This window comes from Spongiibacter sp. UBA1325 (assembly GCF_002306875.1).
In the GTDB taxonomy this organism is placed as follows: Bacteria; Pseudomonadota; Gammaproteobacteria; order Pseudomonadales; family Spongiibacteraceae; genus Spongiibacter; species Spongiibacter marinus.
In genome coordinates this window covers 347,684-373,561 of sequence record NZ_DBTD01000006.1, presented here as the reverse complement: position 1 = coordinate 373,561, position 25,878 = coordinate 347,684, and the positions used below count along the sequence as shown (strand labels likewise).

The following is a 25,878-nucleotide window of genomic DNA, read 5'->3' as shown; positions in this document are numbered from 1 at the left end:
CGTAAAACTACGTAACCTTAAGCGCACACCCATTTCCTGTTGTACCAGCTTGACTCTCCGGGAGGGGAATACATGAAAAGCATAAAAATAGCGATGTCGCTCGTTTTCGCATCGTTCTTACTCGCAGCGTGTGGAGGCGGTGGCGATGCCCGCAGCCCCGACCGCCCGGGATTAACCATAGACCCTGAAACCCTCCGCATGGAGTTCGTCAACAACGTCTCGACCTTACCGGGCACCGGTAACAGTCGCATTTCTGTACGCATGCTCGCGCTGCGCTCCGACGGTATTAACAAGAACGTCGGCCCAGAAATGGTTATTACCGACCAGGTTCGCTGGCAGTTGAGTGCGAATCTTGGCTCTCCCGAAAAAGCTGAGCTCGACGTCAATGACGATGGCTCTCCGAAATTCCGCGACACCGTTAGAGACGGCAAGGTACAGGATATTCTTAACCGGGTGCAGATGGGCGTTGACGATGCGACCATCAATGCAACGGTAACCGGTATCTTTACTAAATCCGGCAAAACCTTCAGCAAGACCCTGCCCTTCACCGTGGTTCCACCCACGCCGGCAGGCAGCCCCAAGATTGTGGGCAAAGAGCTAATTTTGCTCGACCCGCTGATTGAAAACGATTCGGAAACAACGAACTACCGCTTACTGCAGTACTTCACCAATACGCCGATTCCCGAAAATATTACCGATACCGTCTATATTTGCAGCAGCGATACAACGCTGGCTGAACCATCAGCCGACCAACCTGTTGCGCTCAATGGTTCGGTTCCCGTTACTTACAAAAGCCCCTTCACCAGCGATGGCAATAATGCCGAGCGTCAGGTAACCCTGTTTGCCGTTGACGCCGACAGCAATCCCAATGGCTGTGTCGGTGCAACATCGGATGGCATTCGTGAGCTAACGGTAACGATGAAGCCAGCAACCTTTGCCAAGGTGGATATCTGTGCAATCATCAACCCAGATACCGCGGCCTGCGATGCGGGCGGTGTATTAGCACAGGATTCAATTGCCAGCTGTAAAGGCCTGGATTCAAACAGCATTAGCGTGCCTGCGGCACAGCGCCTGCAGTTCGTAGCGCGCCTCACCTACAACAACGTGCAAAACCCAGGTCAAACCCTGCAGGTTTACCAGTGCAGCGACAACGGCAATGACGTTTGGAGCGCACGTGACGGTGACCTTATTTACAGCACCGACCCGAAAGTCGATCCCAAAGAAGGCTTTGCGGTAACCGTTGACGGCGCCACCTATGACGACCTGAAAGCGTCTGGCGGTATTGCCCTGACCAGCGTGGTAACCGGTAACTTTGGCAACAACGTTCCCGACCTGGCTGACACGCTCGAGCTGAATCTGGTTGGTCCACGTGTTGATGAACTGAAAATCGAACGTGTAGACGGCCTGAATAATGACACCAATGGCCCAGATACGCTGTATGTGAACAGCTTCCTGGACGGAATCGAGTACCGCGCACTGTGTAAGTTCACCGAACTTGCCGGCGGCACCGGCGCCTTTGAGGCCTGCCCCAACGGTCTGATCGAGTGGGAGTCTAGCGTTCCCACAACGGCGCTTCCTGTGCCCGACACCTCAGTTAACACCACGCTTACTGCCCAAGCTGGCGCCGCAGAGGGCCCACTGGAACTCAAGCTGACCTACTTTGGCAGTGATGAGCCGGTTTCCGTTACTCGCCCCGTGAACGCTGTTGACCCCGGCGCATTGACTGAGCTGCGTCTGTTCATGGTTCCCAATGCGACTGAACCAGACACCCTTGCAGACGACGAATTCGCCTGTGTCGGTCGCGATGACCTGGTTGAGTCTCTGGAAGACGGCGAACAGTTTGTTCGCGGCGGCCAGCAATTCGAGGCCTATGCCAACTTCAGCAATTTGCAAGCCTCGACAGCGCTGCCCACCGAGGGCGATCTGCTTGGCGCAGGCAATGACTCAACAACCCGCCTGCTGCGAGTCACCGATCAAAGCCGCATTGCATTTACCGCTATCCCCGGTTTCTGGAGTGGCGACTTTGCAGATCCCGCAGCCTGCCAGACAGCGGTGACCGACAGCGTTCCTCTCGAAGATATTACCGACGCGACGGGTGGCTTTATTCTGACGCCCGCTGCTGCGGCGGCAAGCTTCGACCCGAACCAGAAAGGTCGTTTGCGCTCCGACGGTTTGCTGCGTCTCAGTACTGTCTGTGTTCAGGCCCAGGCCGATACCGACTCAGATAGTACATTCGAAACGCAATCCGTCGATGGCGCGAGCGTTTTGGTACTGCCAGCGGCTGATGACAATCTGCTCACTTTCTCGAATGAGCTGTGTAGCGTCCTGGAGCCCGTACTGACCCTAAGCTCGCTTCCCGGTGTTGGCTTTGAAACGCCAGGAATCATTTTGCCTGTTATCTACGGCGTTAGCTTAGTAGCTGATCCGTTGCTTGCTACGCTTATTCAAAATGATGACGGCGGCACCATCCCTGCCGAAGCCATTGTGGAAGCTTTGATAACCGGTGATTTCAGTACGCTGGATCCCTCGGCACCCGACCTCGGCGCAGGCTTAGGCACACTGACCAATGCCCTGTTGACTGGCGGCCCACTGCCTGTAGGCCTTGGCGACCTTGTTGACGTTGTTGACGCCTGCTTGGTTGCTCCTGTTACCTCCGTAGTCGGCGGCCTTTTGGATACATTGCTTGGCTTCAACATCGAAGATTTCCAAAACTTCGATGAGACGTTCTACGACGATTGCATAAACCTCTTCGGAGATTTGGCACCATAATAAAAAAGGATGAAGCGCGGCCTCTGGGCCGCGCTTTGCCATTGGGTAGTTACTAGGAGAAACTAAATGAAACTGCGTACTCTTGCGCTTGCGATGGCTGCTACGGCGTTGACCTCGCCCCTGCTCGCCGACAGCAGTGATGAAGAATCGGTGTATGATGACCGCTGGCGTGGCCACGTTATGCTCGGCGCAACCGTTGCCGACGACGAAGATTACGACAATGGCGGTATAGGCAAGATTGGTATCGGTAAACCGATCAACCGCTACATCATGATCGACGCCCACATGAACTACGGCGAGCTTAAGACCAGCAAGAACGATGTCTATGAGCGCGCCGCCGCTGGTGTCGATATTCTCTTTTTCCCCTTCGGCGCCTTCGAGCTGGATGCCAGTGCCCTGCAGCCCTACTTCGGCGTTGGCGCGACCTACCACGAAATTGAATTCGTTGGGGACATCGAATCCGACTTCGGCAACGATGCCGTTGCAGGTTTTACTTATGACCTAGGCGGCGCGGCACTGCGTGCAGAAGCCCGCTACCAGATCGACAAAATCAACGAGAAAGACATCCTCGTTGACGATTACTTCTACACCTACGCCTTTATGCTGGGTGTCTCGGTACCCTTTGGCGACGAGCCACTGCCCTACAACTATGATAGTGACGGCGATGGTGTGCCCGATCGCATCGACAAATGCCCCAACACACCGCGCGGCACGCCCGTTGACTCTAACGGCTGCCCGTTAGATAGCGACGGCGATGGTGTTCCCAACTTCCGTGACAAGTGTCCAAACACCCCACGTGGCGCCAAAGTAAATGTCCACGGCTGCTCTATCGACGATGACCGCGATGGCGTGCCCAATGATATTGACCAGTGCCCAGGCACTCCCCTTGGCGTACCCGTTGATGTTCGCGGTTGCCCGCTCGACAGCGACAACGATGGCGTACCCAACAAGATCGACCAGTGCCCAAGCACGCTGCCCGGAATGAAAGTGAATTCCCGCGGCTGTGTGATCTCACAAAAAGTCGATATCGATGGCGTACACTTCGAATTTAACAAAGCTCGTCTGATGCTTGATTCGAAGACCGTACTGGATAATGTCGCCAAGGCCCTGAACAACGAGCCAGACGTTAGCATTATCATTGCGGGCCACACTGACTCTGTGGGTAGCGATGCTTACAATAAGCGCCTGTCGCAAGAGCGCGCCCAGTCAGTGGTCGACTACTTGATTAGCAAAGGTATTGAAAGCAGCCGCCTGCGCGCGGTGGGTTACGGCGAAAGCAAACCCGTTGCCGACAACTCCACCGACGAGGGCCGTGAGCGCAACCGTCGCGTAGAGCTACAGGTGAATAGCCCGAACCGCTAATCGCAGCAGAAGCAATATTGTAAGGGGCCCCAGGCCCCTTTTTTTGTGTCCCTAACCGCCCTATCTGAAAATTTTATCCACTCGCGTTACACTGCGCGCTGCCGTATTCAAGCTACACTCTAAGAGTATTGCGCAGACAGCCATTGTCAGTCATCGGCAATATCAATACGCGACACATCAGCTCGCGCGAAACCGTCTCGGTGAATACCTGTTCGCCAGGCATCCGTGGAAAACCGAACAAGGAGCCCGCTCCCCATGTCAGAACCAGGACGCCGTGTTGACCTCTCCCAAATTAACCCCCCGGTTTTTTTCGGTTCGGTCATTCTAATTTTTGCCATTGTTATCTTTGGCGCTAGTACTCCCGATATAGCCGGGAAAGTGTTCAGCAGCACCCAAAGCTGGATTGTTGATAGCTTCGGCTGGCTTTACCTCTTGGCCGTGGCAATCTTTTTATTCTTCTCTTTGTATCTGGCGCTTAGCCGCTACGGCAGTATTCGTCTCGGGCCAGAACACTCCCTGCCTGACTTCAGCTACGGCTCGTGGTTCGCCATGCTATTTTCCGCAGGCATGGGTATCGGCTTACTGTTTTACGGCGTAGCCGAACCCGTGCTGCACATGAGCTCGCCACCACAAGGCGAGGGGCAAACCATCGAAGCCGCTCGCGAAGCGATGGCAACCACCTTCTTTCACTGGGGGCTGCACGCCTGGTCGATTTACGCGGTAGTCGGTTTGTCACTGGCCTATTTTGGTTTTCGCCACCGCTTGCCACTCACATTACGCTCCGCGCTATTTCCAATTATCGGCGAGCGCATGAACGGACCATTGGGCCACGCTGTCGACATCTTCGCAGTGCTCGGAACCATGTTTGGCGTGGCAACATCGTTGGGGCTCGGTGTGATGCAGGTAAACACCGGGCTCAACTACCTCTTTGGGCTCACTATCTCAACCCCGGTACAAATTGGCCTGATTGTCGCGATTACCGGCTTCGCGACTGTCTCGGTTGTTGCCGGTCTTGATGCCGGCATTCGCCGGCTCAGCATACTCAATGTGATGCTGGCCGCCGTGCTAATGGTCTATATGGCCGCGAGTGGCCCGACACAGCACCTATTCCAGGCGCTCGTTCAAAATACCGGCCACTACCTCGACACCCTGGTCAATAAAACCTTTAACCTCTATGCCTATGAGCCCACCGACTGGATGGGGGCATGGACACTCTTTTACTGGGGTTGGTGGATCGCGTGGTCCCCCTTTGTCGGCATGTTCATTGCTCGCGTATCTCGAGGGCGAACCATTCGCGAATTTGTGATGGGTGTGCTCTTCGTGCCAGTCGGTTTCACATTCGTGTGGATGACGCTGTTTGGCAACACCGCAATCGCACTGGACTTTGGCATTGCCGACGGCGCCATTTCGGCAGCCGTCAATAGCGATGTCACAACTGCCGTCTTCAAGGTTTTTGAATACCTACCACTGGGCACTGTGGCGTCGCTGCTGGCCACATTGCTGGTAATCACCTTCTTCGTGACCTCTTCTGATTCCGGCTCATTGGTCATCGACATCATCACCTCAGGCGGCAATCACGAACCGCCGGTCTGGCAGCGGGTATTCTGGGCGGTAACGGAAGGGGTCGTAGCGGCTGTGTTACTGCTGGCTGGAGGGCTATCGGCCCTGCAAAGTGCGACCATTGCCAGCGCCCTGCCCTTCACCTTTATCATGCTGATTATTTGCTATGGCCTGTTCAAAGGCTTGCGACTGGAAGCCCTAAAGCTGGACGCCCGCAACCAATCCGACCTCAGTGTGACCAATGGCGAAGTCCCCTGGCAGGTTCGCTTGAAGCGTATGGTGACCTTCCCAGGAAAAGAGAAAGCCAAAGCATTTCTCAATTCAGAGGTTTTGGATGCCTTCAGTGCTGTGAGTAAAGAGTTGGCAAAACACGACCGTGAATGTCGAGTCCAACGCGAGGCCGATAGTATTCAACTCAAGGTCTACCACGGCGATGAGGAAACCTTCCGCTACGGTGTATTTCTCAGCAGTCATATCGCGCCGGGGTTTGTGGTTTCCGATCTCCATATGGATGAAAGCAAGCAGCGCCATTTCTACCGCCTGGATGTTCACCTGACAGAAGGTGCTCAGCACTACGACATCATGGACTACACACGCGAGCAAATTATTAGCGACATCCTCTCGCAATATAACTCTCACCTGCTGTATCTAGATATGGCCCGCGCGGATAACACAACCATCGACCCCAAAAGTCAGGAGACACTCACATGAAAAAGCGCTTAGCGAGTGCCGCTTTATGCTGCGTTCTGCCACTAATGGCGACAGCGGAAAGTGATATTACTGTTGGCGGCGCGGTGCGCTTCCAATACAGCTTTGAAGACTACGACGACGGCAACCGCCAACGTGTGGGCGACATCGACCTGGACACGGTACGCATCAATTTTGATGGCAGTGTCGACAATATCCTGCTTTCCGCCGAGCTGCGCTACTACGAGTATATGGAAGTGGTCCACCACGCCTGGCTCGGTTATCAAATAAACCCTGAGTGGCAAGCACAGCTGGGTGTTACTCAGCTACCTTTCGGCAACCTTCCCTACAACTCCCACAGTTTTTTCTTCAGCAGTAATTACTATTTGGGGCTGGAAGATGACTACGACTTCGGCATTAAATTTCTCTACCAAGGCGAGCATCTAGAAAGCCAAATTGCGCTGTTTAAGAATGATGAACAGGGCGGCATTGACGGCTACGTTGACAATCGCAGTGACCGCTACTCCTACGACATTGTCGGCAGCCGCCAGGCCGGCCAGGGCATCTATGACGCCCCCAGCGCTTCGGGTGCACTGGCCGAAACCAACACGCTGGTGTGGCGGGTCGCGAGCGACCTGCTGGATCAGCCTAACGATAGCCTGCAAGTCGGATTCTCTGCCCTGCACGGCCAGCTCCATGACGACCAGGAGACCTCTGCAGGCGACTACAGCGCCTTCGCTCTGCATATGAATGGCCAGTTCGGAGCGTGGAATCTGCAGCTCAGCAGCGGTCATTATGAATACAACCCGGACGATGGATCGGAGCTTATGGTGGTGGGTGCCTACTCCTTCTTTGATACTATCGCCGCGTCGGCCGACATCCACAGTGCTAATATCGCCTATCGCTTTGATGCGCCTGTCGACGGCATTGACGCTATCACGGTCTACTTAGACAACAGCGTCGTCAGTGGTAAGTCCGCCGACCTCGACGACACGCGCATGCATGTCCTGGGAGCCTCAGTTAGCAAGGGCAGCCTATTCACCTACATCGACTTGATACACGGTGAAAACCAGCCGTTTATTGGCAGTAGCATGGCCGCCAATGCCGGCAACAGCAACACGCGCTTTAACATCAACGTCGGCTTCTATTTTTAGCCGCCACGCGAACAGCTGCCCGAAATAAAAAAGCCCCGCGGTGACATCACCGCGGGGCTTTTTTTCAAGGCGTGTAATTAGCCTTCGATCTGATAGTAGTCCATCAGAATCTGAGCAACTTCAGGGCGTGAAAACTCTGGTGGTGGCGCAATGCCATTGCCCAGCATTTCACGAACCTTAGTGCCGGAGAGCAATACGAAGTCCTCTTTATTGTGATCCGGTGCATCGCGCATCATCACTACTTTATTCAACTTCTTCGAGTAAGCTGTGTGGTCGGCGCGGTAGATATCAATTTCCAACGCCCCTTCAGGTACTTTCTCATCGAAAATTGTCTGCGCATCGAAACCACCGTAGTAGTCACCCACACCGGCGTGGTCGCGGCCAACAATCAAGTGCGTACAGCCACAGTTCTGGCGGAACACCGCGTGCAATACCGCCTCGCGTGGGCCGGCGTAGAGCATGTCGAAACCGTAGCCGGTAATCATTACCGTGTTCTTGGGGAAGTAAACTTCAACCATTTTGCGGATCGCCGCATCACGCACGTGAGCGGGGATATCTCCGGCCTTCAATTTACCGAGCAGCATGTGAATAAGGATGCCATCGGTACCCAGGTCTTCCATCGCCATGCGGCACAGCTCTTCGTGCGCGCGGTGCATTGGGTTACGCGTTTGGAAAGCAACCACTTTTTCCCAGCCACGCTCTGAAATCTCGTTACGAATTTCAACTGCCGTGCGGAAAGTATCCGGGAAGTCAGCCTGGAAGTAGCTGAAGTTAAGCACTTGGATCGGGCCTGACAGCAAGGTATTGCCCAAAGACTTGAAGGTCTTCACACCGGGGTGCTCAGCATCCAAGGTGCCAAAGATGTTCTCAGCCATGAAGTCGATCTGCTCGTCGCTAACCGACTCAACAGCGTCTACATCCATAATCGCCAATACGGGATTGCCCTCAACATTGGGGTCGCGCAGCGCGATTCGGCTTCCCGCTTCAATGCCTTGCGCATCTTGCACCAGGTTAACAACGGGCACGGGCCAAAACAGGCCTTCTGCGGTGTGAAGCTTCTCAGCCACACTTAGAGAGTCTGCCAGGTTCATGTAGCCAGTCAGCGGGGTGAAGTACCCGGCACCCAGCATCACCGCGTTAGCCGCAGCGGCAGAGCTTACAATAATAGAAGGCAGGGTTTCCGCCTCGGCATTGAGTGCGTGGTGTTTCTCGGTGTCGTAAACAAACAGCGGCTTAAGTTCATCAGCGCCATGGGGCTTAATCATCATAAAACTCCGTAATTTGGTGGTGTCTTCTCGTTCAGTTGCTGATCAAATTGGGCTTAAATAATGCCGCGCTCTTTCAGCATATTCAGCAGAACCTCTACTTCTTCGTCTAGGCTCAGCTCGTGGCTATTGAGAACCAGTTCTGGGCTTTCCGGTGCCTCGTAGGGGTCATCAATACCAGTGAAGTTTTTGATCTCACCTGCACGGGCTTTCTTATACAGGCCTTTGGGGTCGCGCTCTTCAGCCACTTCCAACGGCACGTTCACGTATACCTCGATGAACGCCATATCGCTCTCGTCATGCAGCGCGCGCACCGCATCGCGATCTTCGCGGTAAGGGCTGACAAAACTGCTCAGTACGATTACGCCTGTGTCGACAAATAATTTCGACACTTCACCAATGCGGCGAATATTTTCTGCGCGATCTTCTGCACTAAAGCCCAGGTTCTTGTTAATACCCATGCGGATATTGTCGCCATCCAGGCGATAGCAAAGGTGACCCTGCTGCATCAGCGCTTTTTCCAACGCCACGGCAACAGTACTCTTGCCGCTGCCAGACAAGCCGGTGAACCACAGCGTGGCACCTTTTTGCTTCAACAGTGCATTGCGGTCTTCACGGCTAACTTCGCCGTCGTGCCAGTGAACATTCGTAGCCTTCACTTCGGTCATAGTGATCTCCACACTTGAGATAGCGTCAAAAGTAGACCAGCCGAACCGGCCAGTCAGAATTGGCGGCAATGATACGACTGCCCCACCAACAAGTAAAACGGCTTATTGCTATACTCAGTATCGATTTTTTCGATAGCGGGAATAGCGCGAACACGCTACGCTTAGCCTATGAACTACAGTCTGCGCCAACTCAGTATCTTCCTCGCCGTCGCCCGCCATGAAAACGTATCCAAGGCCGCGGCTGAGCTTAGCCTGTCTCAATCTGCGGCCAGCGCAGCGCTGCAAGCCTTGGAGCGAAACTACGGCGTGTCGCTGTTTGAGCGCCAGGGCAACAAACTGTCGTTAAACCCGGTCGGCCACAGCCTGCGCAAAGAGGCGGAAACACTGTACGCGCACGCACAGCAGTTTGAGCAACTGCTGCAACGCCACGGCGAGTTCGGGCACTTGAAGGTCGGCGCCAGCTTTACCATTGGCAACCATCTGGTGGTGCGCTATCTCGCCGACTACCTGAGCCACTACCCCGATGCGGATGTTGAACTCGACACGGCCAATACCCCCGAGATCGTTCAGAAGGTCCTCAATTACGAGGTCGACGTTGGCATGATCGAACGGGAGGTTCAGCACAGAGAGCTGGAGTTGATCCCCTGGATGGAGGATGAGCTGATCGTTTTCTGCAGCGCCGCGCATCCCCTTGCCAAGCAGCAAAGCCTTAGTAACAAAGACATAAAAAGTGCTCGGTGGATTTTGCGCGAACCGGATTCAGGCGCGCGACACACCTTCGACAGAGCACTGGCAGGGCTGCTGCCGGAAATTAATATTTACCGGGAATTTCGCCACAACGAGGCGATAAAAAGCGCCGTGGAGTCGGGCCTGGGTATTGGCTGCCTATCACAGGTGGTACTGCAAAATGACTTTCGCAACGGCACCCTGGTGCCACTTAAATTGGCGCGTCGGGATATGCGCCGCCGCTTTTACTTCGCCCTGCCAAAAAAGCGGCACGACAAAGCGGCAGTGAACTACTGGATAGAACTCTGCCGCCGCCAACGCTAGTCGCCGCGTTAAAGGTATTTGGCGCGGTAGTCGGCAAACATCTCTTTCAACTGCGACTCGGTAAAACCGAATTGCGCTAGCGTGTACTCATGGGCGGGACGTGCGTCGCGTTTATTGTCCTCACGGTAACGCTCCATGGCATCGCGTGCCTCATCGGTGAATGCCATACCAATAAATTGATACACCGACTCCATGCTCTTCAGCGGGTCGCTAATCGTGTCTTTGTACCACACGTCGAGAAAGGCGTCGGGATATTGCTCCCGTGTTGCCATCGTGTGCAACGTACCCCGGGCGTATTTCTTCGCCCATTGTTCGCCTACCACGGTTGGGTCCACATCGTCGCTACCCATAATCCACAGGTTGTAGTTCATACTGGCTGCCGACGGAATGGTTTGCAGCGGGTCGCGGTGGGTCTGCACGATTTTGGCGTCGGGAAAAACCTTCAACAAGACGGCGATATGATGCAAGTGGTGGGGTGTTTTCAGCAACCAGCGTTCAGCCTGTTGGCCGTTGCGTTTTTTCTGCCACTGCAAAAACTGCAGCATGCGCTTCAAATATTCATAGGCTGGGGTGTTGTCGTGGCTGTCGTTCCACTCCCCGTAACTGGGAACATTGCAAAACGCGTCGGGGATTGTGCTGTAAAAGCTGTGCTCCAGCAGCAAAATATCCTCATCGGCACCCACCGGATCCATGGGGTGAATGGCCGCGATCTCTGGGTTAGCCTCCAGCATCGCCGCAATCTCCTGCTCTGCCGAGGTAATCCTTGGATCCTTGCCGCTAAAATCCCAATCCAGCGCTGGCGCGGGGTTACGCACTTCATACCAAAGTGGCGCATAGAAACGCTGGTCACTGGCCAAAATGCGATGGGTGTATGTCGATCCCGTGCGCTGCAAACCGATAATCACCACCGGTGACAGCACTTTCTCGTCGAGAATTTCCGGGTGCTTGCTAATCCAGGCTTCCATTCTCAGACGGTTAATCAAAATATTCAGAATGCGTTGATACTGCCCGAAGCGACCGGCAGCATTGAGCTTGGCTTCTTCGTTTAACGCCTTTACCAACACCGCCATTGGCTCGCGAAATGACTCGTCGCCAAAATCGCGTAAACCGCCCGTTGCCTCGGTGGCTGCTTGTAAAAGCGAATCAACACTGAGATCCACCTGCGGAATTGCCTGCTCTGTCATGGTGCTTTCCTTACTCGTTTCGCGATTGTTATTGTAGTGTGTCGATTTTTACCACGCTGCAGCGCGGGTCGGTGATGTGTGCTGCGCCAATCCAGCGAAAGGCCATGGTGCCCTCACGGTGCCCCGTGGTATCTAACCAATTCGCGCAGCCCGGATCGCGAGCCGCGACGACTATGCGCACGCTGCCATCGTCGCGATACTGCGCGGTATGTTTATTCACATGGATATCGACGTAGCGGTATTCCAGCGACTCCATCCAGTAATTGTTGAGCTGGAAATTCCAGTTGTCGCAATCGGGAATATCGTCGACTTCGATCACAAGCGCTTCATCGTCTGCCAGACAAAAATAGCCGTGGTAGTAATAGATATTGGGGTCGCCACCCAGTTTTTGGCAGTAGGCTTGGTCGGCGGCAGGAAGGCTATTGGGCTGCGCTTTAAAGCCCTCGGCCCAGTCGGCGAACAGGGTAGCGGTGCCCTTGACAAAGGCCGCCGTGCTGCGCAGTTTTCGAGCAAATTCTGCAGCATCCAGGGGCGCTGGCTTAACGCCGTTGCGGTCGAGGCGCTCAATAATCAGATCTGCCGCGACTTCGGTTTTCCGGTCAAGAAACGTCTGGCGCACCAGCACTGCCACGGTGTCCTCGGTGATTGCCAACCAATTACCGGGGTGAGGTTTACGGGACAGAATAATGTCGATGCTGCCATCGTCATTCACTTCCAAACCGCCATGGGTATCCAACGCTGCGACCGAGCGCATATTGCCGTCTTCTTCCTCATAGCCGCCAGCAATCGCGATGAAGCCCAGATACGCGACACTGCCGCGGCTTCCGCGAATTCGATAGTCGTGAGCGCCATTGATCTCAGCACGTTGATAGTAGTTATCCGGGTTGTCCGCACCAATTTTGGCGGTTTCGTGCGAGGGGCGATAAAAGTCGGGGAAGTCCGGATCACTGCACTCGACAAACATATCCAGTGCAATGCGCGTTAAGCGCGTGAGGTAGCGCCATCCTTCGGCACGGTGCAGGGCATCTTGCGGGGCTTCAGGGCGCAAAATTTGCTGGCCAGCGTCTTTGAGTTGATCGCAGAACTCCGCCCAAAGCTCTCCGCTCATTACCGCATCCATCTCAGCGTTTACCGGGCTACCATTCGCCTTAGCATTATCAGTCATCGTGCTCTCCCATTATTATGGCAGGCACTATGGCGTTAAATGGCAACGGTAGGCATCACCCAGAGGGATGAAAATCAGCCTTCACGAATGCGCTTATACCACTGCGCAGGCTCGGCGATTTCACCATCTTCCTCGCGCAACGCTGGGTACTCCAAGCCATTCTCACGACAAAAGTCGCGAACTTGCGGATGAGCCCATTCAAACAGGGTTTGCCGGTAGGTCTGTTCATCCAGTCGGGGTCGATCGTACAAACCCTGCTGGTCGCGCTGATACTGCGCCTCCGAAAGGATAATGCCAGCCGCCACTGACACATTATACGACTGCACCATGCCCATCATCGGAATCGTGATGTGCGCATCAGCCAGGGCGCACGCTTCAGCGCTTACGCCCCGCTTTTCCGCCCCCAGTAATATCGCCGTGGGCCGGGTGTAGTCGGGTTGGCGGTAATCCACCGAGTCTGCGTCAAGGTGGGCGGCAAGGACCTGATAACCATCGCCCTGAAGCCCTGTAATCAACGCCGCAATATCGCGGTGGCGGCGCACCGCTACCCAGCTGTGGCTGCCCATCGCGGTGCCGCGGAAAGCCTTGTAGTCCTTATCGTCAATTACTGCGTGCATCTCCGCGATGCCCGCCGCATCGGCGGTGCGTACTATCGCCGATAAATTACGCCCTTTGTGGACATTGTCGGTGATGACCGTCAAATCAGGCTGGCGACGATCCAGCACGGCTCTGAGCCGTTGGTAGCGTTCCGGGGTCATGGTAGATACACGTCAAAAACCGCCATTATACCTGCATATCAATCACGGCCATGGTCAACCGTGAGATACAGATATCACGCTGTTGCTCGTCGCAGATGCGAATATCCCAAACGTGGGTGGTGCGGCCAATATGAATGGGCTTGGCAACCGCCGTTACGCGGCCGCTTACCACCTTGCGCAGATGGTTGGCATTGATATCCAAACCGACGCAGGCCTTACCGGGTTCTGCAGCCATCATCGCGGCCATACTCCCGACCGTTTCGGCTAGTACCACGGACGCCCCGCCGTGAAGAATACCCATTGGCTGGTGGGTTCTGTGGTCCACCGGCATGCTGGCTGTCAACGAGTCTTCTGCAATCGCCTCAATGCGAATATCCAACACCTCGGCAATGGTGTTTTTCATCATCTCATTGGCTTTTTCAACATCACTATTTTGCTTCCACAAGGTCACGTTTTTCTCCTTTTGTACTACATCCAAGCCCTTTTCCTGCGCGTATGCGGAGCTAGTGGCTTTTAAAGTTTTCCCTGTTAACATGTAGGAAAATAAGGTCAAAATCTATCACAAAGGAGGTCAGCCATGAGCGGCATGCCACGATATATTTACGAAGAAGAACATGAAATGTTCCGCAACTCGGTGCGTAAATTTTTGGAAACTGAGGCAGCGCCCTACCACGCCCAGTGGGAAAAAGATGGCCATGTCGACCGTCAGTTGTGGATTAAAGCCGGCGAGCAAGGCTTCCTTAGCCCCACCGTGGCAGAGGAATACGGCGGCGTCGGCGCAGATTTCCGCTACAACGCCATCGTCGACGAAGAAGTGGGCCGCAGTGGCCTGACCGGTATTGGCTGGGGCTTGCACTCTGATATCGCCGTTCCCTACATCATCAGCTACGGCAACGAGGCACAGAAAGAGAAGTATTTGCCCAAATGCGTGAGCGGCGAAATCATTACCGCCATCGCCATGACAGAGCCCGGTGCCGGCTCCGACCTGCAGGGCATTAAAACCACTGCCGTAAAAGATGGTGACGACTACATTATCAACGGCTCCAAAACCTTCATCACTAACGGGCAGCTCTCTGACCTAGTGATTGTGGTTGCCAAAACCGACCCCAGCGCTGGCGCCAAGGGCGTTAGCTTGTTTTTGGTGGAGTCGGGAACACCCGGATTTAGCAAAGGTGCAAACCTAGAGAAGGTGGGCATGAAGGCTCAGGACACCTCCGAGCTGTTCTTCCAGGATGTGCGCGTCTCCAAAGACCAGCTGCTTGGCGAAGAAGGCATGGGCTTTGTGTACCTCATGCAGGACCTGCCTCAGGAACGCTTGAGCGTTGCCATTAACGCCGTTGCCAATGCTAAGTCAGTGTTGGAACAAACTGTCGAGTACGTAAAAGAGCGCAAAGCTTTCGGCAAGAGTATCGCCACCTTCCAGAATACCCAGTTCAAGCTGGCGGAAATGGATACCGACATTACGGTGGCCGAAGCCTATATGGATCGCTGCCTGGAGCTTCATATCAACAAGCAGTTCGACTCCGTCGCTGCCGCAAAATGCAAGCTGATGGCCACTGACCTGCAATGCAAGGTCATTGATGAGTGCCTGCAATTGCACGGCGGTTACGGCTTCATGTGGGAGTATCCAGTGGCGCGTGCATTTGCCGACTCGCGCGTGCAGCGCATCTATGCGGGCACCAATGAGATTATGAAGCTCATCATCGGTCGCGAGCTCGTTAAATAACAGCCTACCGCTCGGGGCTGCACCAGTGGCCCCGAGCGGTATTTGCCCTTCGCGATAAGATAACCCACACTTTGACGATGCGCTCGTCAATCACATCACTCCCTCCCCAACTGATTCACGCATTTACCGGCCCCAACTGTGCCGGAAATCCAGCCTGGGTCGTACCCGTTCAGCCAACGGCAGACATTCACGCAACGGCAGCGCAATATCTTGCTCGGCCCGGCGCGACGGCGTGTGCGCTTTTGCTGCCGACTACACACCGCAACAGCTCTATCACGCTTCGCAGCTTCGGCCCTTCTGGGGAAATTCAGCTCTGTGGGCACGCCCTGCTCTGTGCTGCCCACTGGCTGTGGTCACTCGGTAAGCAAGAGCCATTGCATTTCGATCTCCCCGCCTGTCAGCAACACATTCGCGCCACGCGATTACGCGATGAAACGTGCCTGGCGCTGCCCAGTAATAATTACCGGCTTTGCAACCCACCTGAGGGACTGGCTGCGCTGATCGGGCAACGGATATTGCGGTGCGCACGAAGCACTTCTCTGCCCGGCAGCCTTATCGTCGAGTTGCACAGTGAATCAGCCGTGCAAGACGTGCAGCTCAATGCCGCGGCACTTATGCAGCTGACAACAGACTGCGTACTGATAACGGCCAGAAGTCATCGACCGGGCATTGATGTCGTCAGCCGCTACTTCACACCCGCATACGGCGCCCTTGAGGACCCTGCCACAGGTTCAGCTCACTGTTTAATTGCCAATTGGTGGCGCGGACGATTGGGCTCGCGCCAACTACGCTGCTGGCAGGCATCGCCACAGGGCGGCTGGCTGCAAGCCCAACATATGGGTAGTTCAACACGCATATGGGGAAAGTGCTCTACACTGTAACCAATGTGTAGCCTTGGCAGGTGACTATTTAGAAAGTGGTTATTTAGCAAGTGGCTAGTTGTAAGTGTTGCAAGTGACTAGTGGCTATTTGGCGAGTAACTAAGTTACCCCTATAACAGAAGAGCGACCCCGCGGGAGCAACGAATGCTCGATCACCCTAGGTCGGATCACGGCGACCTTGCAGAACCTACATCGCTTGAGCACCGGTACCAGCAATGCCGCGACGAAACCCTTGCGCTCGTTGCGAGCTTGAGTGATGAAGACTGCCAGTTGCAATCCATGCCCGATGCCAGCCCGGCCAAATGGCATCTGGCACACAGCAGTTGGTTCTTTGAAACCTTTATCCTGCAAGCCCAATTACCGGATTATCAGTCTTTCCATCCCAGTTACGCCGAACTGTTTAATAGCTACTACAACGCGATTGGCAAACAGTTTAGTCGCCCCCATCGCGGCCTGCTGTCGCGGCCTTCACTCGCTGACATTACGCGTTATCGCGCCCACGTTGATCGGCATATACGTGCCCTTATACGCCGTCCTCAGCACGACCCCGGCCCCTTGCTGATCTTGGGCATCCAGCACGAAAAGCAGCACCAGGAATTGCTGCTTATGGACATCAAACATGCCTTTCATCAAAACCCGTTGTACCCGGCCTATCAGCCAATCCCAACCAACACTGGGGAGTCGCAACACACAGCGCTCAGTTGGTCATGTTTTGACGGCGGGCTGGTCTGTATCGGCGACACCGGCAGCGAATTCAGCTTCGACAACGAGCGCCCCCAGCACAAGGTTTGGCTTAACCCCTTCGAGCTTGCTAACCGGCCGGTAAGCAACGGTGAATTCGCCGAGTTTATTGCCGATGGGGGCTACCAACGACCAGAGCACTGGTTATCCGACGGTTGGGCGCAACTGCAAGACACCGGGCGAGGAGCACCGCACTACTGGCATCTGCGTGATGGCCAGTGGTGGGAGTTCAGCCTGGCAGGCCTACACCCTCTGCAAGCCGCCTCTTCGGCCTGCCACCTGAATTTTTATGAAGCCACCGCCTACGCTCACTGGGCGGGCGCCCGCCTGCCTACCGAGCAGGAATGGGAACATGCCAGTCGCGCCCTTCCAGTAGCAGGACACTTTGCAAACCGCGCCCGCTATCACCCAGAGGCAGCTCAGCACACCCCATTGGCGCAAATGTTTGGCGATGTCTGGGAATGGACAAACAGCAGTTACCTACCCTACCCGGGGTTCACGCCCTTTGCTGGCGACGCGGGGGAATACAACGGCAAATTCATGTCTGGCCAATTCGTATTACGCGGGGGCTCCTGCCTCAGCCCCGACGACCATCTTCGCCACAGCTACCGCAATTTTTTCTACCCACACCAATATTGGCAATGCGCGGGCCTACGACTCGCTCGCGACCTGACATAAACCATAATGACAACAGGAACTGCTATGCCTTCTACACTCGCCAAAGAACGCACGCTGGACGACCAATACCACACCTTTTTACACGACGTTATTCACGGCCTGCGACAAGCTCAGAAGACGCTGCCCTGCAAGTATTTTTACGACGCTCGCGGCTCGCGCCTATTCGAAGAAATTTGCCTGCTTGACGAATATTACCTAACCCGCACCGAATACAGCATCCTGCGCAGTAGCGGTAAGAGTATCGCCGAGGCGCTAAGCACCTACACCGAAATCATTGAGCCTGGCGCCGGCAGTTGCCAAAAAGTACAGCTGCTACTCAAACAGTTACCGACTTTACCTCGCTACATTCCGCTGGAGATATCCGTCGACGCCTTGGAGCACGCGATCACAACCTTGAAAGAGCGCTTCCCGGCATTGCGGGTTCACCCAGTTGCCGGAGACTTCACCGCCCAGGCCTGCCTCGATGAAGTCAGCACGCTTTGCCAGTCTGGCCGCCGCCTCGTGTTCTTTCCCGGCTCGACCATCGGCAACTTTAACCGCACTGAAGCACTGGGCGTACTTCGCTCACTAAAAGCCCTGGCCGGCCCAACAGGTGCATTGCTGTTAGGCGCCGACCTGATAAAAGATCGACAGCGGCTGCTGGCCGCCTATGACGACAAGCGCGGTGTCACGGCAGAGTTCAACAAGAATATTCTGCGGCGCATTAATCACGATTTGAACGCCAACTTCGATGTTGACGATGGCTTTAAACACCGGGCCATCTTCAACGAAGGACTCAGCCGTATCGAAATGCAGCTGGTTGCCTGCCGAGAGCAAACCGTTAACGTGGCAGGTGAAAAGATGGACTTCCACCGCGGCGAGGTCATCCATACGGAAAATTCGCATAAGTACAGCGAACAAAGTATTGCCGAGTTGGCATCAGCGGCAGATATGGAAATTCACCGGGCCTGGAAAGACCCTCAAGGTGACTTTGGCGTATTCTTACTCGGCCAGAAATAAGCGCACAAATCCTTGAGACGCTGTGCGCCTTCACTGACAATACCTGCCTCAAAATATTCGGCAGGTTAATCTTGGAAACACCCAGCGACAATTGGCAGTCTCACACTAGCTCGGCTCACTTTACACTTCAGTGGCCCGAGCCACGACCGTGTTTAAGCTCAGCAGTATTGAATGGTGGACTGGTCAGCGCGCGGTCACTTATCAACTTGCGCGTCGAGCGCGACGCCAATGCCCCTTTGCACACCCCGGAACAAAGTCTCCAGCAAGCTCAGCAGCGCCTTCAACTTCCCGACACCTGTGTCGGTATGATGACCGCAGCCTCAATGGCGTCACTGCGCCAGTCACACAGCCACATCTACGGGGAAGCGCTTGCTGTTTATGTTAGCTGCGGACTGAGCAACGCACGCCGCGCCGGCGACCCCTGCGACTGGAAGCCCACCCAAGCCATGCCGGTCGGCACTATCAACAGCGTTGTTATCGCCGACCTGAGTTTTTCAACGGCGGGCATGGTGGAGCTCCACAGCTTGATCAGCGAAGCCAAGGCTGCGGTGCTGCAAGACATGAATATTCGCAGCCCGGTATCAGGGCAAATTGCCACAGGAACCGGCACCGACGCCTGCGCAATAATTAGTGGTTGCGGCGCCCCCGTGCGTTGGCTGGGAAAACACACTGACATTGGCGAGCACATTGCCCGCCAGTATATGGATGCACTGCGCAGCAGTATCGACGCCTTCTATTGCTAGCAATCGTAATTGTTCGCACACGGAACTGCCCGATTACTCGCCGCTACTTGCCTTCGCCGCGCGCTTTGCTATTTTTTTCTCTTCGCGGCGGCGCGCGAAAAAAGCCTGCACCTGCGCGCTCGCCTGCTCAGCCAGCACGCCGCCCTGCCACTGAACCCGGTGATTCATTTGCGCCTGATCAAATAACTGCAAATGGCTACTCACCGCCCCTGCCTTAGGCTCACTGGCGCCAAACACCAGTCGCGCCACCCGGCTGTGAATGATCGCGCCCGCGCACATAGCGCAGGGCTCAATGGTGACGTATAGGGTCGCGCCCGGCAGGCGGTAATTTTCAACGTTAGCGGCGGCCTGGCGCAGGGCAATAATCTCCGCATGGGCGCAGGGATCATGCCCGGAAATCGGGCTGTTATAGCCCTCACCCAAGACAACGCCGTCGCGCACCACCAACGCACCAACCGGCACCTCATTGAGTTTTTCCGCACGCTCTGCCAATAACAGGGCTTGTCGCATCCAGTATTCGTCGTCGTGCAAAGCTTCTAACACCCTTTATATTTATCGCGACAACACCGCTACAACCAGCGGCGAACCCGGCGTTTGTAGTCTAAGAATTCACTGCCAAAAATCCCTTCTAAAGCGCGCTCTTCCGGGCGAATTTGGAAATGCTGAATATAGGCAATAAACAGCGGCAGTCCCAACAGGGCCCACAGCGACGACAAAAACACTGCCCACGCCAACAAAAATAACGCAAAGCCAACATACATTGGATTGCGGGTGTAGCGGTAAATGCCTGTGTCGACCAGTGCCGAGGCCGATTCAGGCTTCAAGGGGTTCACCGTCGTTTTTGCGCGCCGGAATGACATCACCCCACCGAGAGAGAATCCAGCGCCCAGCAAATAACACAGAGCCACCAGAGCAAGCCTCGTCGTGTTATCAACGGGCATATTCGGCGTCGCCTCAGCGAGCCCCCACATAGCAGTGGCCACCAATAGGGCCACTGCTGGCGGCGGTATCTTATTCTCTAAGCCTTTCACTCAATATCATACTTCGTGATAGAGATTATGGCGACGTATTCTACCCCGGCAGCGTCTCGAACGCCTGCAACTGTTCTAAATCGGCATCCCAGGACGCGCGGCTACGCGTAAACAAATGGGCATTGGGGCGCTGTTGTAGCGGCTCATCTACGCTTCCCGCTGGTACCACCAACAGCTCCCCCTCAAGCTGCAGCGATGGCAGCGCCGAGCCACAACGACTGCAAAAACTTTTACAATGACGACTCCCCGCTAAGGTGAAGCTCGTTACCAATGCCTCTCCCTGACGCCACGTTAGCTGCCCGCCATGGGAAAACAGATTTGCCGCGTGGGCTGACCCGGTATCCTTTTGGCAATGGCGACAATGGCACAGGAAAAAATGGTCGAATTTTCCCTCGACTGTGTACTGCACTTCGCCACACAGGCACGACCCACTTATCATCACAACACTCCCTTTGTTATGGCGGGGCGGGGGCACATAAATACCGCCGGCTCCAATACTCGGCGCAAGACCGTTCATTTCAAGGCCAATTAGTTCAAGGCCACCCAGTTCAACTTAAGCGCAGCCACTCTTTCAATTGGTCGGCAACGCGAGCGTCACTGAGCATACTCAAATGATCCAGCTGACAAAACACCCGCTGCCGGTCTGCGGCAAAGCCTAGCGTTTTTGCCCCCAGCGGGTGTCTCCCCAAAGCGCTATCGGGGTGCACCAAACCATCACTGCGCTGCAGGTAGCCCGCCGACGACCGAGACAGTGTCCCGGCAATCGCGTAATGGTCAATGCCTGGTGGAAGCATGAGCGGCACCCGATGATCGGCATTGTCCTGATGTTCGTCATACAACTGCCAATCGGCGTCGACAATATTTCCATGGCGCAAGTCTGTAATACCGTCGCTGCGAATGCGGCCCAGCGCAGCAAGCGGCGCAGTATAGGGACTGAATGCCATTGCTCTCTGCAGCCAATAGCCGCCCCGCTCCAACGCAGAGCCGTGGTGAGGTGTACCTATGTACACCACCTTATCCAAAAGCTGTGGCCACCGCTGCGCGTGTTCAAGAGCGCTGTGCATTGCGCTGCGCAGTACTAGCCCGCCCATGCTGAAGCCCAAGGCGGTTATCGACTGAACCGGAACAGGCCAGCGCTCGACAAGCCCCTCAAGGTGTTGGGCAAGCTCACGCCCATTTTGTGAAATATGTTTACCGCTGTTGTAACGCACAAACACCGGACTGTAGCCATACTCCTTAGCCAGCATATGTCCGTGGTTGTGCTGCTTCGCTGTCCACTCCAATTCATTCATGCACAGGCCATGGGCCAGCAATAAAATATGGCCACCCGCGGTAAACTCGCTGTCGCTCAGGGCCGCGGCACTGGGGTATATCTCAACGGATCTGCGGCAGGTTTCAAATAATGCCGCGCCAGGGACATCACTTGGCGGTGCGTCCGGGCCCAGCATCACTCTCAGCGTCATTGGGGTCGCTAAGGGGTTGCCACTGCGATGCAAGTGGTCACCGCATACGCCGTTAAGCGCCGCAATCACTGCCGCTCGATGCGGCCCGGGGGGAAAGTGTCCATCTAAATAATTTGTCAGTGGTGACAGCGCCACATCAGTGGTGCTGCGAACCCCGCCGTTAACGCCGCGAATCACTCGATGCACCAAGCCCGCAATACCGGGAGCAGGCCCCTCTGGCGCGCGACCAAATGGCAGCGGTGTCGCGCTGATATTACGGTACATCTGCTCTACGATGGTATTCACACCGTCTACGCTATCAAAAGCGAGCCGCGCCGCGCCGTGGAGGACTTTTCCTGTTTTCATTGCCTGCTCTCTTCAGTGGTCACTTGCATGGTTTGCTACACCACTTTGCTCAATAATTGACCACTGCGACTATACGCCTTGACCGACAAGTGTCAATACATTTGTATATACACTCGTATATTATAAGTCAGCCTGTAAAATATACTGCACATCCGTCAACTCACCTTGCCAAACCTCTTCCACCCCTTGAGGGACGTGCCAAGCGGCACTGGCAGACGTCGGCACCCACATACCTGACCGGCGTTGGTAATGGCAAAAGCGTCCCTCCCAGGGGCGTTTCTCATAGCCATCGTTAACCCAGCAAAACCGTTCGGGGGTGGACACCCGCGCGACCTCCCCTTCAGAATTAAAGTGAAAGCGCATGCTCACCGTGTGGCTGCCATCACTGAGTACTGCGACAGCCGAGCCCTTTTCCCCCTCCTGCCACACCAGACAATCGCTTGGTAAAAGCGCCTGTGGGTACCAAACCGCTTCAGCCAAATACCGTTGAAGCGCTGCTTCGGCGTGCTCATTGCTACCGCCGGCGTGGGCCAAAGGCAGCCCTATAAAATTCAGCTTGGAATAGGCCGCGCCGTCGTAGTAGCTATCGCGAATTTTTAGTGTCAACCCGAAGGCCAATTGCAATGTTGCCTGCCAGTCAAAGCCCGGAAACACCAATGTGGAGTGCTGCTGTGCAGAGAATACCCACCAACGTTGACGGTTCACATCGCTGCGCAAACGCCCACGCTGTTGTAATCGCACTGCGGCGTAGTCGCGGGATGCAGTCCCAAAACAGCGATCAAAATAGCGCTCGACAACCGCAGGCAAGGCCGCGTCTACTGGTCGCGAGTGCGGCATTTTTTTATGAGACGCAGCGGCATTTAACAGCTGCCGACGGCGGGCATTCGCTGTAAAAGCAAACATACTCTCAAGCCTCCCGGCAGCCTCTAGCCCATAATAATCGAAACGGCAAATACCAGCGGCGTCAGCAGACTCAACGCCACATTCATTGCCAGTATTCGCGTTAAACCGGCTGGCGTTGGCAAACCATGCCGAAGTCCGTGCAGTACCGGCAGCGCAAGCAGTAGAGGAATCACACAAAGCAGCGACGCAAACGGCAGGCCGAGGTGAGTGACGCCGGCCAGAACCGTTATCAGGCTAGCCGCAATGAATGCCCCGTACGCGCCAATACTTGCCTTCACACCATAGACCGACGGAAATTGCCTGCGGCCCACAGACTCATCGGCGCTGATATCCGGCAGCTGATTGAGTAAAAGTAGATTGTTGCTTAGAAAAAACGGCAACAGCGAAAGGTAAAAAGCCGTGTAGGAATATTGCCCTGTTAAAACATAATCCGTTCCCATCACCATAAGCGGGCCAAACGCCAAGCCAGGTGCAAGCAAGCATAACCAAGGGTGGCGATTAATCCACTGGGTATAGCTGATAATTGTGGCAACTCCCACAAGGCCAAGTGGCAGCAGCGCAAAGCCAGTTACCGCAACAAAATAACCACCGATCAATACTGTCAGGGCCAGGCAGAAACACGCGGCATACAACACGGCTGCTGCCGCTTCAGGCTGGACGACTAGCGAACCACTGCCGCCACTGAAGGGCGTTCGCTGAGTTTTTGCATCCAAACCACTTTTGAAATCAAAAAACTCGTTGAAGAGATTTACGCTGATATGTGCGGCCAGTCCCGCGACCATTACTAGGCTAAAATCGAAGTAGTCGACGCGCGCCAACCGGAGGCTCGCACTCGCGTAGCCCAGCAGTAGGCACACCGGCGTGAGAACCAGAAATGGCAAGCGCATTGATTGTCCTACCGCCTGAAATCGTTGATGCATCGTCACTCCCTAACCTCGCTAATTCCAAAAGCTGCGCAACGAAAGCTCGTCACATCACCTCAGCAATGTGCGCTGCTGCACAGCCTTTAGCATAACTTGTATTAGGGGTTTGAAGCAGCAAACCATACACGTTAGCCTCCTCGCGCTCGCCACTACGACTACCGTTACACGCTCCACAGGAGACAACATGACACTCACCCTGCGATTATTCGCCGCTGTTTTTGTTTTGCTACTCAGTGGCTGTGCTACGCACACCCCTCTCAACCTAATGGGTTACCACCCACACTACGAAGCGAATGTGGCCCCCCTGCCGCAAGCCAAAGCGCTAATTATTACCACTAGCCAAGCAACCCTTGGCGAGGGTGGCAAAGCCACTGGCGTATTTGGCTCAGAAATGACCGCGCCTTACTACCGCTTCACTGAGCATGGCCTCTCTGTGGATATGGCGAGTATTGACGGTGGCGAGGTTCCCATCGACCCGATTTCCTTTAAGTGGTACATCATCTCTGAAGATGACCAACGCTATCTTCACGATGCCGAGTTCCAACAAAAAGCTAAGCACTCCATCGCGATCGCCGACGTCAATATTAGTGACTACGATATTGTCTTTTTAGCTGGGGGCTGGGGCGCTGCATATGACCTGGGTTACTCGGAGGTACTCGGTGAAAAAATCACACAAGCTTACGCCGCCGCAACGCCCATTGGCGCAGTGTGCCACGGTCCGCTTGGCCTGCTAAAGGCACGGCGCCCTGATGGCAAGCTGCTGGTAGAAGGCTTGTCGCTCACCGCCGTTACCGACAAACAAATCGAAGAGCTCGGTATCACCGAAACGCCACAACACCCAGAGTCTGCATTACGAGCTGCTGGTGCGGCCTTTGAATCCAGCACAAGATTCTACGACCTGCTCGCCAATCACGTTGTGGTCGACGGTATAGTGGTTACCGGGCAGAACCAAAATGCCGGTTCAGAGGTCGCATTTGCCTTAATGGAATTGCTCCACAAACAGCGTCAAATGGACTCGAAATAGCCTTTACTGATAGGTCACCCCGCGGTGTTTCAACCAACCGTGGGGGTGCTTGCCTCTCGGGTCCTGATGCGTCCAGTGAATGACCCCGCCACGCCGATTCCATTCATACTCGCCATAAAAAGCGACCATATCACCGACCTTAAGGTCGTTTATGCGCGGTGCAAGATCAATATTGTGTGCGACGAGCAGAGTCTGCCCGGAAGCTAGACGTAAAATGAACCGTTGATGGCGACTGCCGTCGAGATCATCGCTTAACAACTTTTCTACCACGCCCTGCCCAGACAGTTGCAAATTCGACTGGCGATTCTCATAGGCGTGAAGAAATCGCTCATCGCTACCCTGTGCAACGTCATTGGTGTTGTTAGAAAAGCCAAAGGCCAGTGCAACCGTCGCGAACACCAGCACCCATATCAAACGCATGTGCTCTCCCCCTACGAATCCATCCTCTCGGGCTAGCCCTGGTGGCTAGAAGTCTGTCAAAACGCAGTATACACAGCCGCAAACGCCACAATTATCACCGTACTCACTTAGCGATGCCGATATTGACTTGGGCAGTACGCACGAGTCACCGCCGGTGATCGCAAACTAGCATGCTTGGTTTTACGACCGGAGACACGCTTGCGCCAGAGACGAAACGAAGACTGCTTCAGGGAGCGCCGCATCAGCTGTATTACCGCCGCCTCTGATAAACCGTAGTCGTTTTCTATCGCCTCGAAGGGAGTCCGATCCTCCCAGGCCATTTCGATAATACGCGATAAATCTTGAGGGCTCATAGTAGCAAAGACCAACAGACAGGTTT

General features: G+C 55.0%; 25 protein-coding genes. 11 read left to right on the top strand and 14 right to left on the bottom strand.

The genetic code is table 11. The annotated features are described in order from the left end of the window. Nucleotides 1-72: 72 nt before the first annotated feature. The 4 genes from B3K78_RS07565 to B3K78_RS07550 all read left to right on the top strand — a co-directional run bounded on the left by B3K78_RS07565 (nt 73) and on the right by B3K78_RS07550 (nt 7,532). Nucleotides 73-2,769, top strand: a complete 2,697-nt coding sequence (locus tag B3K78_RS07565; protein WP_286694951.1) for a hypothetical protein — start codon at nt 73-75, stop codon at nt 2,767-2,769. Nucleotides 2,770-2,835: 66 nt separating this feature from the next. After that, nucleotides 2,836-4,131, top strand: a complete 1,296-nt coding sequence (locus B3K78_RS07560; RefSeq protein ID WP_286694950.1) for an OmpA family protein — start codon at nt 2,836-2,838, stop codon at nt 4,129-4,131. Between the two features lie 255 nt (nt 4,132-4,386). After that, the gene (locus B3K78_RS07555) at nt 4,387-6,402 is read left to right on the top strand and encodes a BCCT family transporter (RefSeq protein ID WP_286694949.1); all 2,016 of its coding nucleotides are present in this window, start codon (nt 4,387-4,389) and stop codon (nt 6,400-6,402) included. After that, on the top strand, nt 6,399-7,532 hold the full coding sequence (locus B3K78_RS07550; RefSeq protein WP_286694948.1) for a carbohydrate porin: 1,134 nt from the start codon (nt 6,399-6,401) through the stop codon (nt 7,530-7,532). The genes B3K78_RS07555 and B3K78_RS07550 overlap by 4 nt, the downstream gene beginning before the upstream one ends. Before the next feature lie 77 nt (nt 7,533-7,609). Here the strand turns inward: B3K78_RS07550 and sat are convergent, their stop codons facing one another. Beyond that, a complete protein-coding gene (sat, locus tag B3K78_RS07545; RefSeq protein WP_204995743.1) occupies nt 7,610-8,797 on the bottom strand; it encodes a sulfate adenylyltransferase in 1,188 nt (395 codons plus the stop codon). Nucleotides 8,798-8,853: 56 nt separating this feature from the next. Further along, nucleotides 8,854-9,465 (bottom strand): adenylyl-sulfate kinase, encoded by a 612-nt coding sequence (cysC, locus tag B3K78_RS07540; protein ID WP_027872737.1) that lies wholly within the window; start codon nt 9,463-9,465, stop codon nt 8,854-8,856. 168 nt (nt 9,466-9,633) lie between these two features. Between cysC and B3K78_RS07535 the strand changes: the two genes are divergently transcribed. Then, complete coding sequence (locus tag B3K78_RS07535) at nt 9,634-10,515, top strand: LysR family transcriptional regulator (protein ID WP_027872738.1); 882 nt, start codon at nt 9,634-9,636, stop codon at nt 10,513-10,515. Nucleotides 10,516-10,523: 8 nt separating this feature from the next. Here B3K78_RS07535 and B3K78_RS07530 read toward each other — a convergent pair whose 3' ends face one another. The 4 genes from B3K78_RS07530 to B3K78_RS07515 form a co-directional block, all read right to left on the bottom strand. After that, nucleotides 10,524-11,699, bottom strand: a complete 1,176-nt coding sequence (locus B3K78_RS07530) for a sulfotransferase family protein (protein ID WP_204995642.1) — start codon at nt 11,697-11,699, stop codon at nt 10,524-10,526. Nucleotides 11,700-11,727: 28 nt separating this feature from the next. Then, nucleotides 11,728-12,864, bottom strand: a complete 1,137-nt coding sequence (locus B3K78_RS07525) for a DUF1214 domain-containing protein (protein WP_286694947.1) — start codon at nt 12,862-12,864, stop codon at nt 11,728-11,730. 74 nt (nt 12,865-12,938) lie between these two features. Further along, a complete protein-coding gene (trmH, locus tag B3K78_RS07520) occupies nt 12,939-13,622 on the bottom strand; it encodes a tRNA (guanosine(18)-2'-O)-methyltransferase TrmH (protein ID WP_286694946.1) in 684 nt (227 codons plus the stop codon). Nucleotides 13,623-13,647: 25 nt separating this feature from the next. Further along, a complete protein-coding gene (locus B3K78_RS07515) occupies nt 13,648-14,100 on the bottom strand; it encodes a hotdog fold thioesterase (protein ID WP_286694945.1) in 453 nt (150 codons plus the stop codon). Between the two features lie 99 nt (nt 14,101-14,199). Here B3K78_RS07515 and B3K78_RS07510 point away from each other — a divergent pair, with 99 nt between their 5' ends. From B3K78_RS07510 to B3K78_RS07490, 5 genes are all read left to right on the top strand, one after another. Next, nucleotides 14,200-15,348 carry an acyl-CoA dehydrogenase family protein gene (locus B3K78_RS07510; protein ID WP_027872743.1) on the top strand — a complete coding sequence of 383 codons (1,149 nt, stop codon included), beginning with the start codon at nt 14,200-14,202 and terminating at the stop codon, nt 15,346-15,348. 77 nt (nt 15,349-15,425) lie between these two features. Next, nucleotides 15,426-16,229 (top strand): PhzF family protein, encoded by an 804-nt coding sequence (locus tag B3K78_RS07505; RefSeq protein ID WP_286695038.1) that lies wholly within the window; start codon nt 15,426-15,428, stop codon nt 16,227-16,229. Between the two features lie 144 nt (nt 16,230-16,373). Further along, nucleotides 16,374-17,648 carry an ergothioneine biosynthesis protein EgtB gene (egtB, locus tag B3K78_RS07500; protein WP_286694944.1) on the top strand — a complete coding sequence of 425 codons (1,275 nt, stop codon included), beginning with the start codon at nt 16,374-16,376 and terminating at the stop codon, nt 17,646-17,648. Nucleotides 17,649-17,672: 24 nt separating this feature from the next. Next, nucleotides 17,673-18,647: an L-histidine N(alpha)-methyltransferase gene (gene egtD / locus B3K78_RS07495; RefSeq protein ID WP_286694943.1), complete on the top strand. Its 975-nt coding sequence runs from the start codon at nt 17,673-17,675 to the stop codon at nt 18,645-18,647. A 71-nt stretch (nt 18,648-18,718) separates the two neighbouring features. Then, on the top strand, nt 18,719-19,390 hold the full coding sequence (locus B3K78_RS07490) for an adenosylcobinamide amidohydrolase (protein ID WP_286694942.1): 672 nt from the start codon (nt 18,719-18,721) through the stop codon (nt 19,388-19,390). A 33-nt stretch (nt 19,391-19,423) separates the two neighbouring features. Here B3K78_RS07490 and tadA read toward each other — a convergent pair whose 3' ends face one another. The 6 genes from tadA to B3K78_RS07460 all read right to left on the bottom strand — a co-directional run bounded on the left by tadA (nt 19,424) and on the right by B3K78_RS07460 (nt 24,019). Further along, nucleotides 19,424-19,933 (bottom strand): tRNA adenosine(34) deaminase TadA, encoded by a 510-nt coding sequence (gene tadA / locus B3K78_RS07485; protein ID WP_286694941.1) that lies wholly within the window; start codon nt 19,931-19,933, stop codon nt 19,424-19,426. Nucleotides 19,934-19,959: 26 nt separating this feature from the next. Next, nucleotides 19,960-20,331: a methyltransferase family protein gene (locus tag B3K78_RS07480; RefSeq protein ID WP_286694940.1), complete on the bottom strand. Its 372-nt coding sequence runs from the start codon at nt 20,329-20,331 to the stop codon at nt 19,960-19,962. A gap of 130 nt (nt 20,332-20,461) precedes the next feature. After that, nucleotides 20,462-20,860, bottom strand: a complete 399-nt coding sequence (locus B3K78_RS07475; protein WP_286694939.1) for a GFA family protein — start codon at nt 20,858-20,860, stop codon at nt 20,462-20,464. Nucleotides 20,861-20,969: 109 nt separating this feature from the next. Then, on the bottom strand, nt 20,970-22,229 hold the full coding sequence (locus B3K78_RS07470; protein WP_286694938.1) for an esterase/lipase family protein: 1,260 nt from the start codon (nt 22,227-22,229) through the stop codon (nt 20,970-20,972). Between the two features lie 120 nt (nt 22,230-22,349). Next, a complete protein-coding gene (locus tag B3K78_RS07465) occupies nt 22,350-23,132 on the bottom strand; it encodes a DUF6920 family protein (RefSeq protein ID WP_286694937.1) in 783 nt (260 codons plus the stop codon). 23 nt (nt 23,133-23,155) lie between these two features. Next, nucleotides 23,156-24,019, bottom strand: coding sequence for a prenyltransferase (locus B3K78_RS07460; protein ID WP_286694936.1), 864 nt, complete (start codon nt 24,017-24,019; stop codon nt 23,156-23,158). 220 nt (nt 24,020-24,239) lie between these two features. Here B3K78_RS07460 and B3K78_RS07455 point away from each other — a divergent pair, with 220 nt between their 5' ends. Next, nucleotides 24,240-25,079, top strand: coding sequence for a type 1 glutamine amidotransferase domain-containing protein (locus tag B3K78_RS07455; RefSeq protein ID WP_286694935.1), 840 nt, complete (start codon nt 24,240-24,242; stop codon nt 25,077-25,079). Nucleotides 25,080-25,082: 3 nt separating this feature from the next. Here the strand turns inward: B3K78_RS07455 and B3K78_RS07450 are convergent, their stop codons facing one another. Together B3K78_RS07450 and B3K78_RS07445 are read right to left on the bottom strand one after the other, a co-directional pair. Next, nucleotides 25,083-25,499 (bottom strand): DUF3465 domain-containing protein, encoded by a 417-nt coding sequence (locus B3K78_RS07450; RefSeq protein ID WP_286694934.1) that lies wholly within the window; start codon nt 25,497-25,499, stop codon nt 25,083-25,085. Between the two features lie 107 nt (nt 25,500-25,606). After that, complete coding sequence (locus B3K78_RS07445; RefSeq protein WP_204995747.1) at nt 25,607-25,852, bottom strand: TIGR03643 family protein; 246 nt, start codon at nt 25,850-25,852, stop codon at nt 25,607-25,609. Nucleotides 25,853-25,878: the final 26 nt, after the last annotated feature.

What these genes read in the sequence shown, in the direction of transcription:
- B3K78_RS07565 (WP_286694951.1), top strand. Translation starts at nt 73, where the DNA reads ATGAAAAGCATAAAAATAGCGATGTCGCTCGTTTTCGCATCGTTCTTA.
- B3K78_RS07560 (WP_286694950.1), top strand. Translation starts at nt 2,836, where the DNA reads ATGAAACTGCGTACTCTTGCGCTTGCGATGGCTGCTACGGCGTTGACC.
- B3K78_RS07555 (WP_286694949.1), top strand. Translation starts at nt 4,387, where the DNA reads ATGTCAGAACCAGGACGCCGTGTTGACCTCTCCCAAATTAACCCCCCG.
- B3K78_RS07550 (WP_286694948.1), top strand. Translation starts at nt 6,399, where the DNA reads ATGAAAAAGCGCTTAGCGAGTGCCGCTTTATGCTGCGTTCTGCCACTA.
- sat (WP_204995743.1), bottom strand. Translation starts at nt 8,797, where the DNA reads ATGATTAAGCCCCATGGCGCTGATGAACTTAAGCCGCTGTTTGTTTAC.
- cysC (WP_027872737.1), bottom strand. Translation starts at nt 9,465, where the DNA reads ATGACCGAAGTGAAGGCTACGAATGTTCACTGGCACGACGGCGAAGTT.
- B3K78_RS07535 (WP_027872738.1), top strand. Translation starts at nt 9,634, where the DNA reads ATGAACTACAGTCTGCGCCAACTCAGTATCTTCCTCGCCGTCGCCCGC.
- B3K78_RS07530 (WP_204995642.1), bottom strand. Translation starts at nt 11,699, where the DNA reads ATGACAGAGCAGGCAATTCCGCAGGTGGATCTCAGTGTTGATTCGCTT.
- B3K78_RS07525 (WP_286694947.1), bottom strand. Translation starts at nt 12,864, where the DNA reads ATGACTGATAATGCTAAGGCGAATGGTAGCCCGGTAAACGCTGAGATG.
- trmH (WP_286694946.1), bottom strand. Translation starts at nt 13,622, where the DNA reads ATGACCCCGGAACGCTACCAACGGCTCAGAGCCGTGCTGGATCGTCGC.
- B3K78_RS07510 (WP_027872743.1), top strand. Translation starts at nt 14,200, where the DNA reads ATGAGCGGCATGCCACGATATATTTACGAAGAAGAACATGAAATGTTC.
- B3K78_RS07505 (WP_286695038.1), top strand. Translation starts at nt 15,426, where the DNA reads ATGCGCTCGTCAATCACATCACTCCCTCCCCAACTGATTCACGCATTT.
- egtB (WP_286694944.1), top strand. Translation starts at nt 16,374, where the DNA reads ATGCTCGATCACCCTAGGTCGGATCACGGCGACCTTGCAGAACCTACA.
- egtD (WP_286694943.1), top strand. Translation starts at nt 17,673, where the DNA reads ATGCCTTCTACACTCGCCAAAGAACGCACGCTGGACGACCAATACCAC.
- B3K78_RS07480 (WP_286694940.1), bottom strand. Translation starts at nt 20,331, where the DNA reads ATGCCCGTTGATAACACGACGAGGCTTGCTCTGGTGGCTCTGTGTTAT.
- B3K78_RS07475 (WP_286694939.1), bottom strand. Translation starts at nt 20,860, where the DNA reads ATGATAAGTGGGTCGTGCCTGTGTGGCGAAGTGCAGTACACAGTCGAG.
- B3K78_RS07470 (WP_286694938.1), bottom strand. Translation starts at nt 22,229, where the DNA reads ATGAAAACAGGAAAAGTCCTCCACGGCGCGGCGCGGCTCGCTTTTGAT.
- B3K78_RS07465 (WP_286694937.1), bottom strand. Translation starts at nt 23,132, where the DNA reads ATGTTTGCTTTTACAGCGAATGCCCGCCGTCGGCAGCTGTTAAATGCC.
- B3K78_RS07460 (WP_286694936.1), bottom strand. Translation starts at nt 24,019, where the DNA reads ATGCGCTTGCCATTTCTGGTTCTCACGCCGGTGTGCCTACTGCTGGGC.
- B3K78_RS07455 (WP_286694935.1), top strand. Translation starts at nt 24,240, where the DNA reads ATGACACTCACCCTGCGATTATTCGCCGCTGTTTTTGTTTTGCTACTC.
- B3K78_RS07450 (WP_286694934.1), bottom strand. Translation starts at nt 25,499, where the DNA reads ATGCGTTTGATATGGGTGCTGGTGTTCGCGACGGTTGCACTGGCCTTT.
- B3K78_RS07445 (WP_204995747.1), bottom strand. Translation starts at nt 25,852, where the DNA reads ATGAGCCCTCAAGATTTATCGCGTATTATCGAAATGGCCTGGGAGGAT.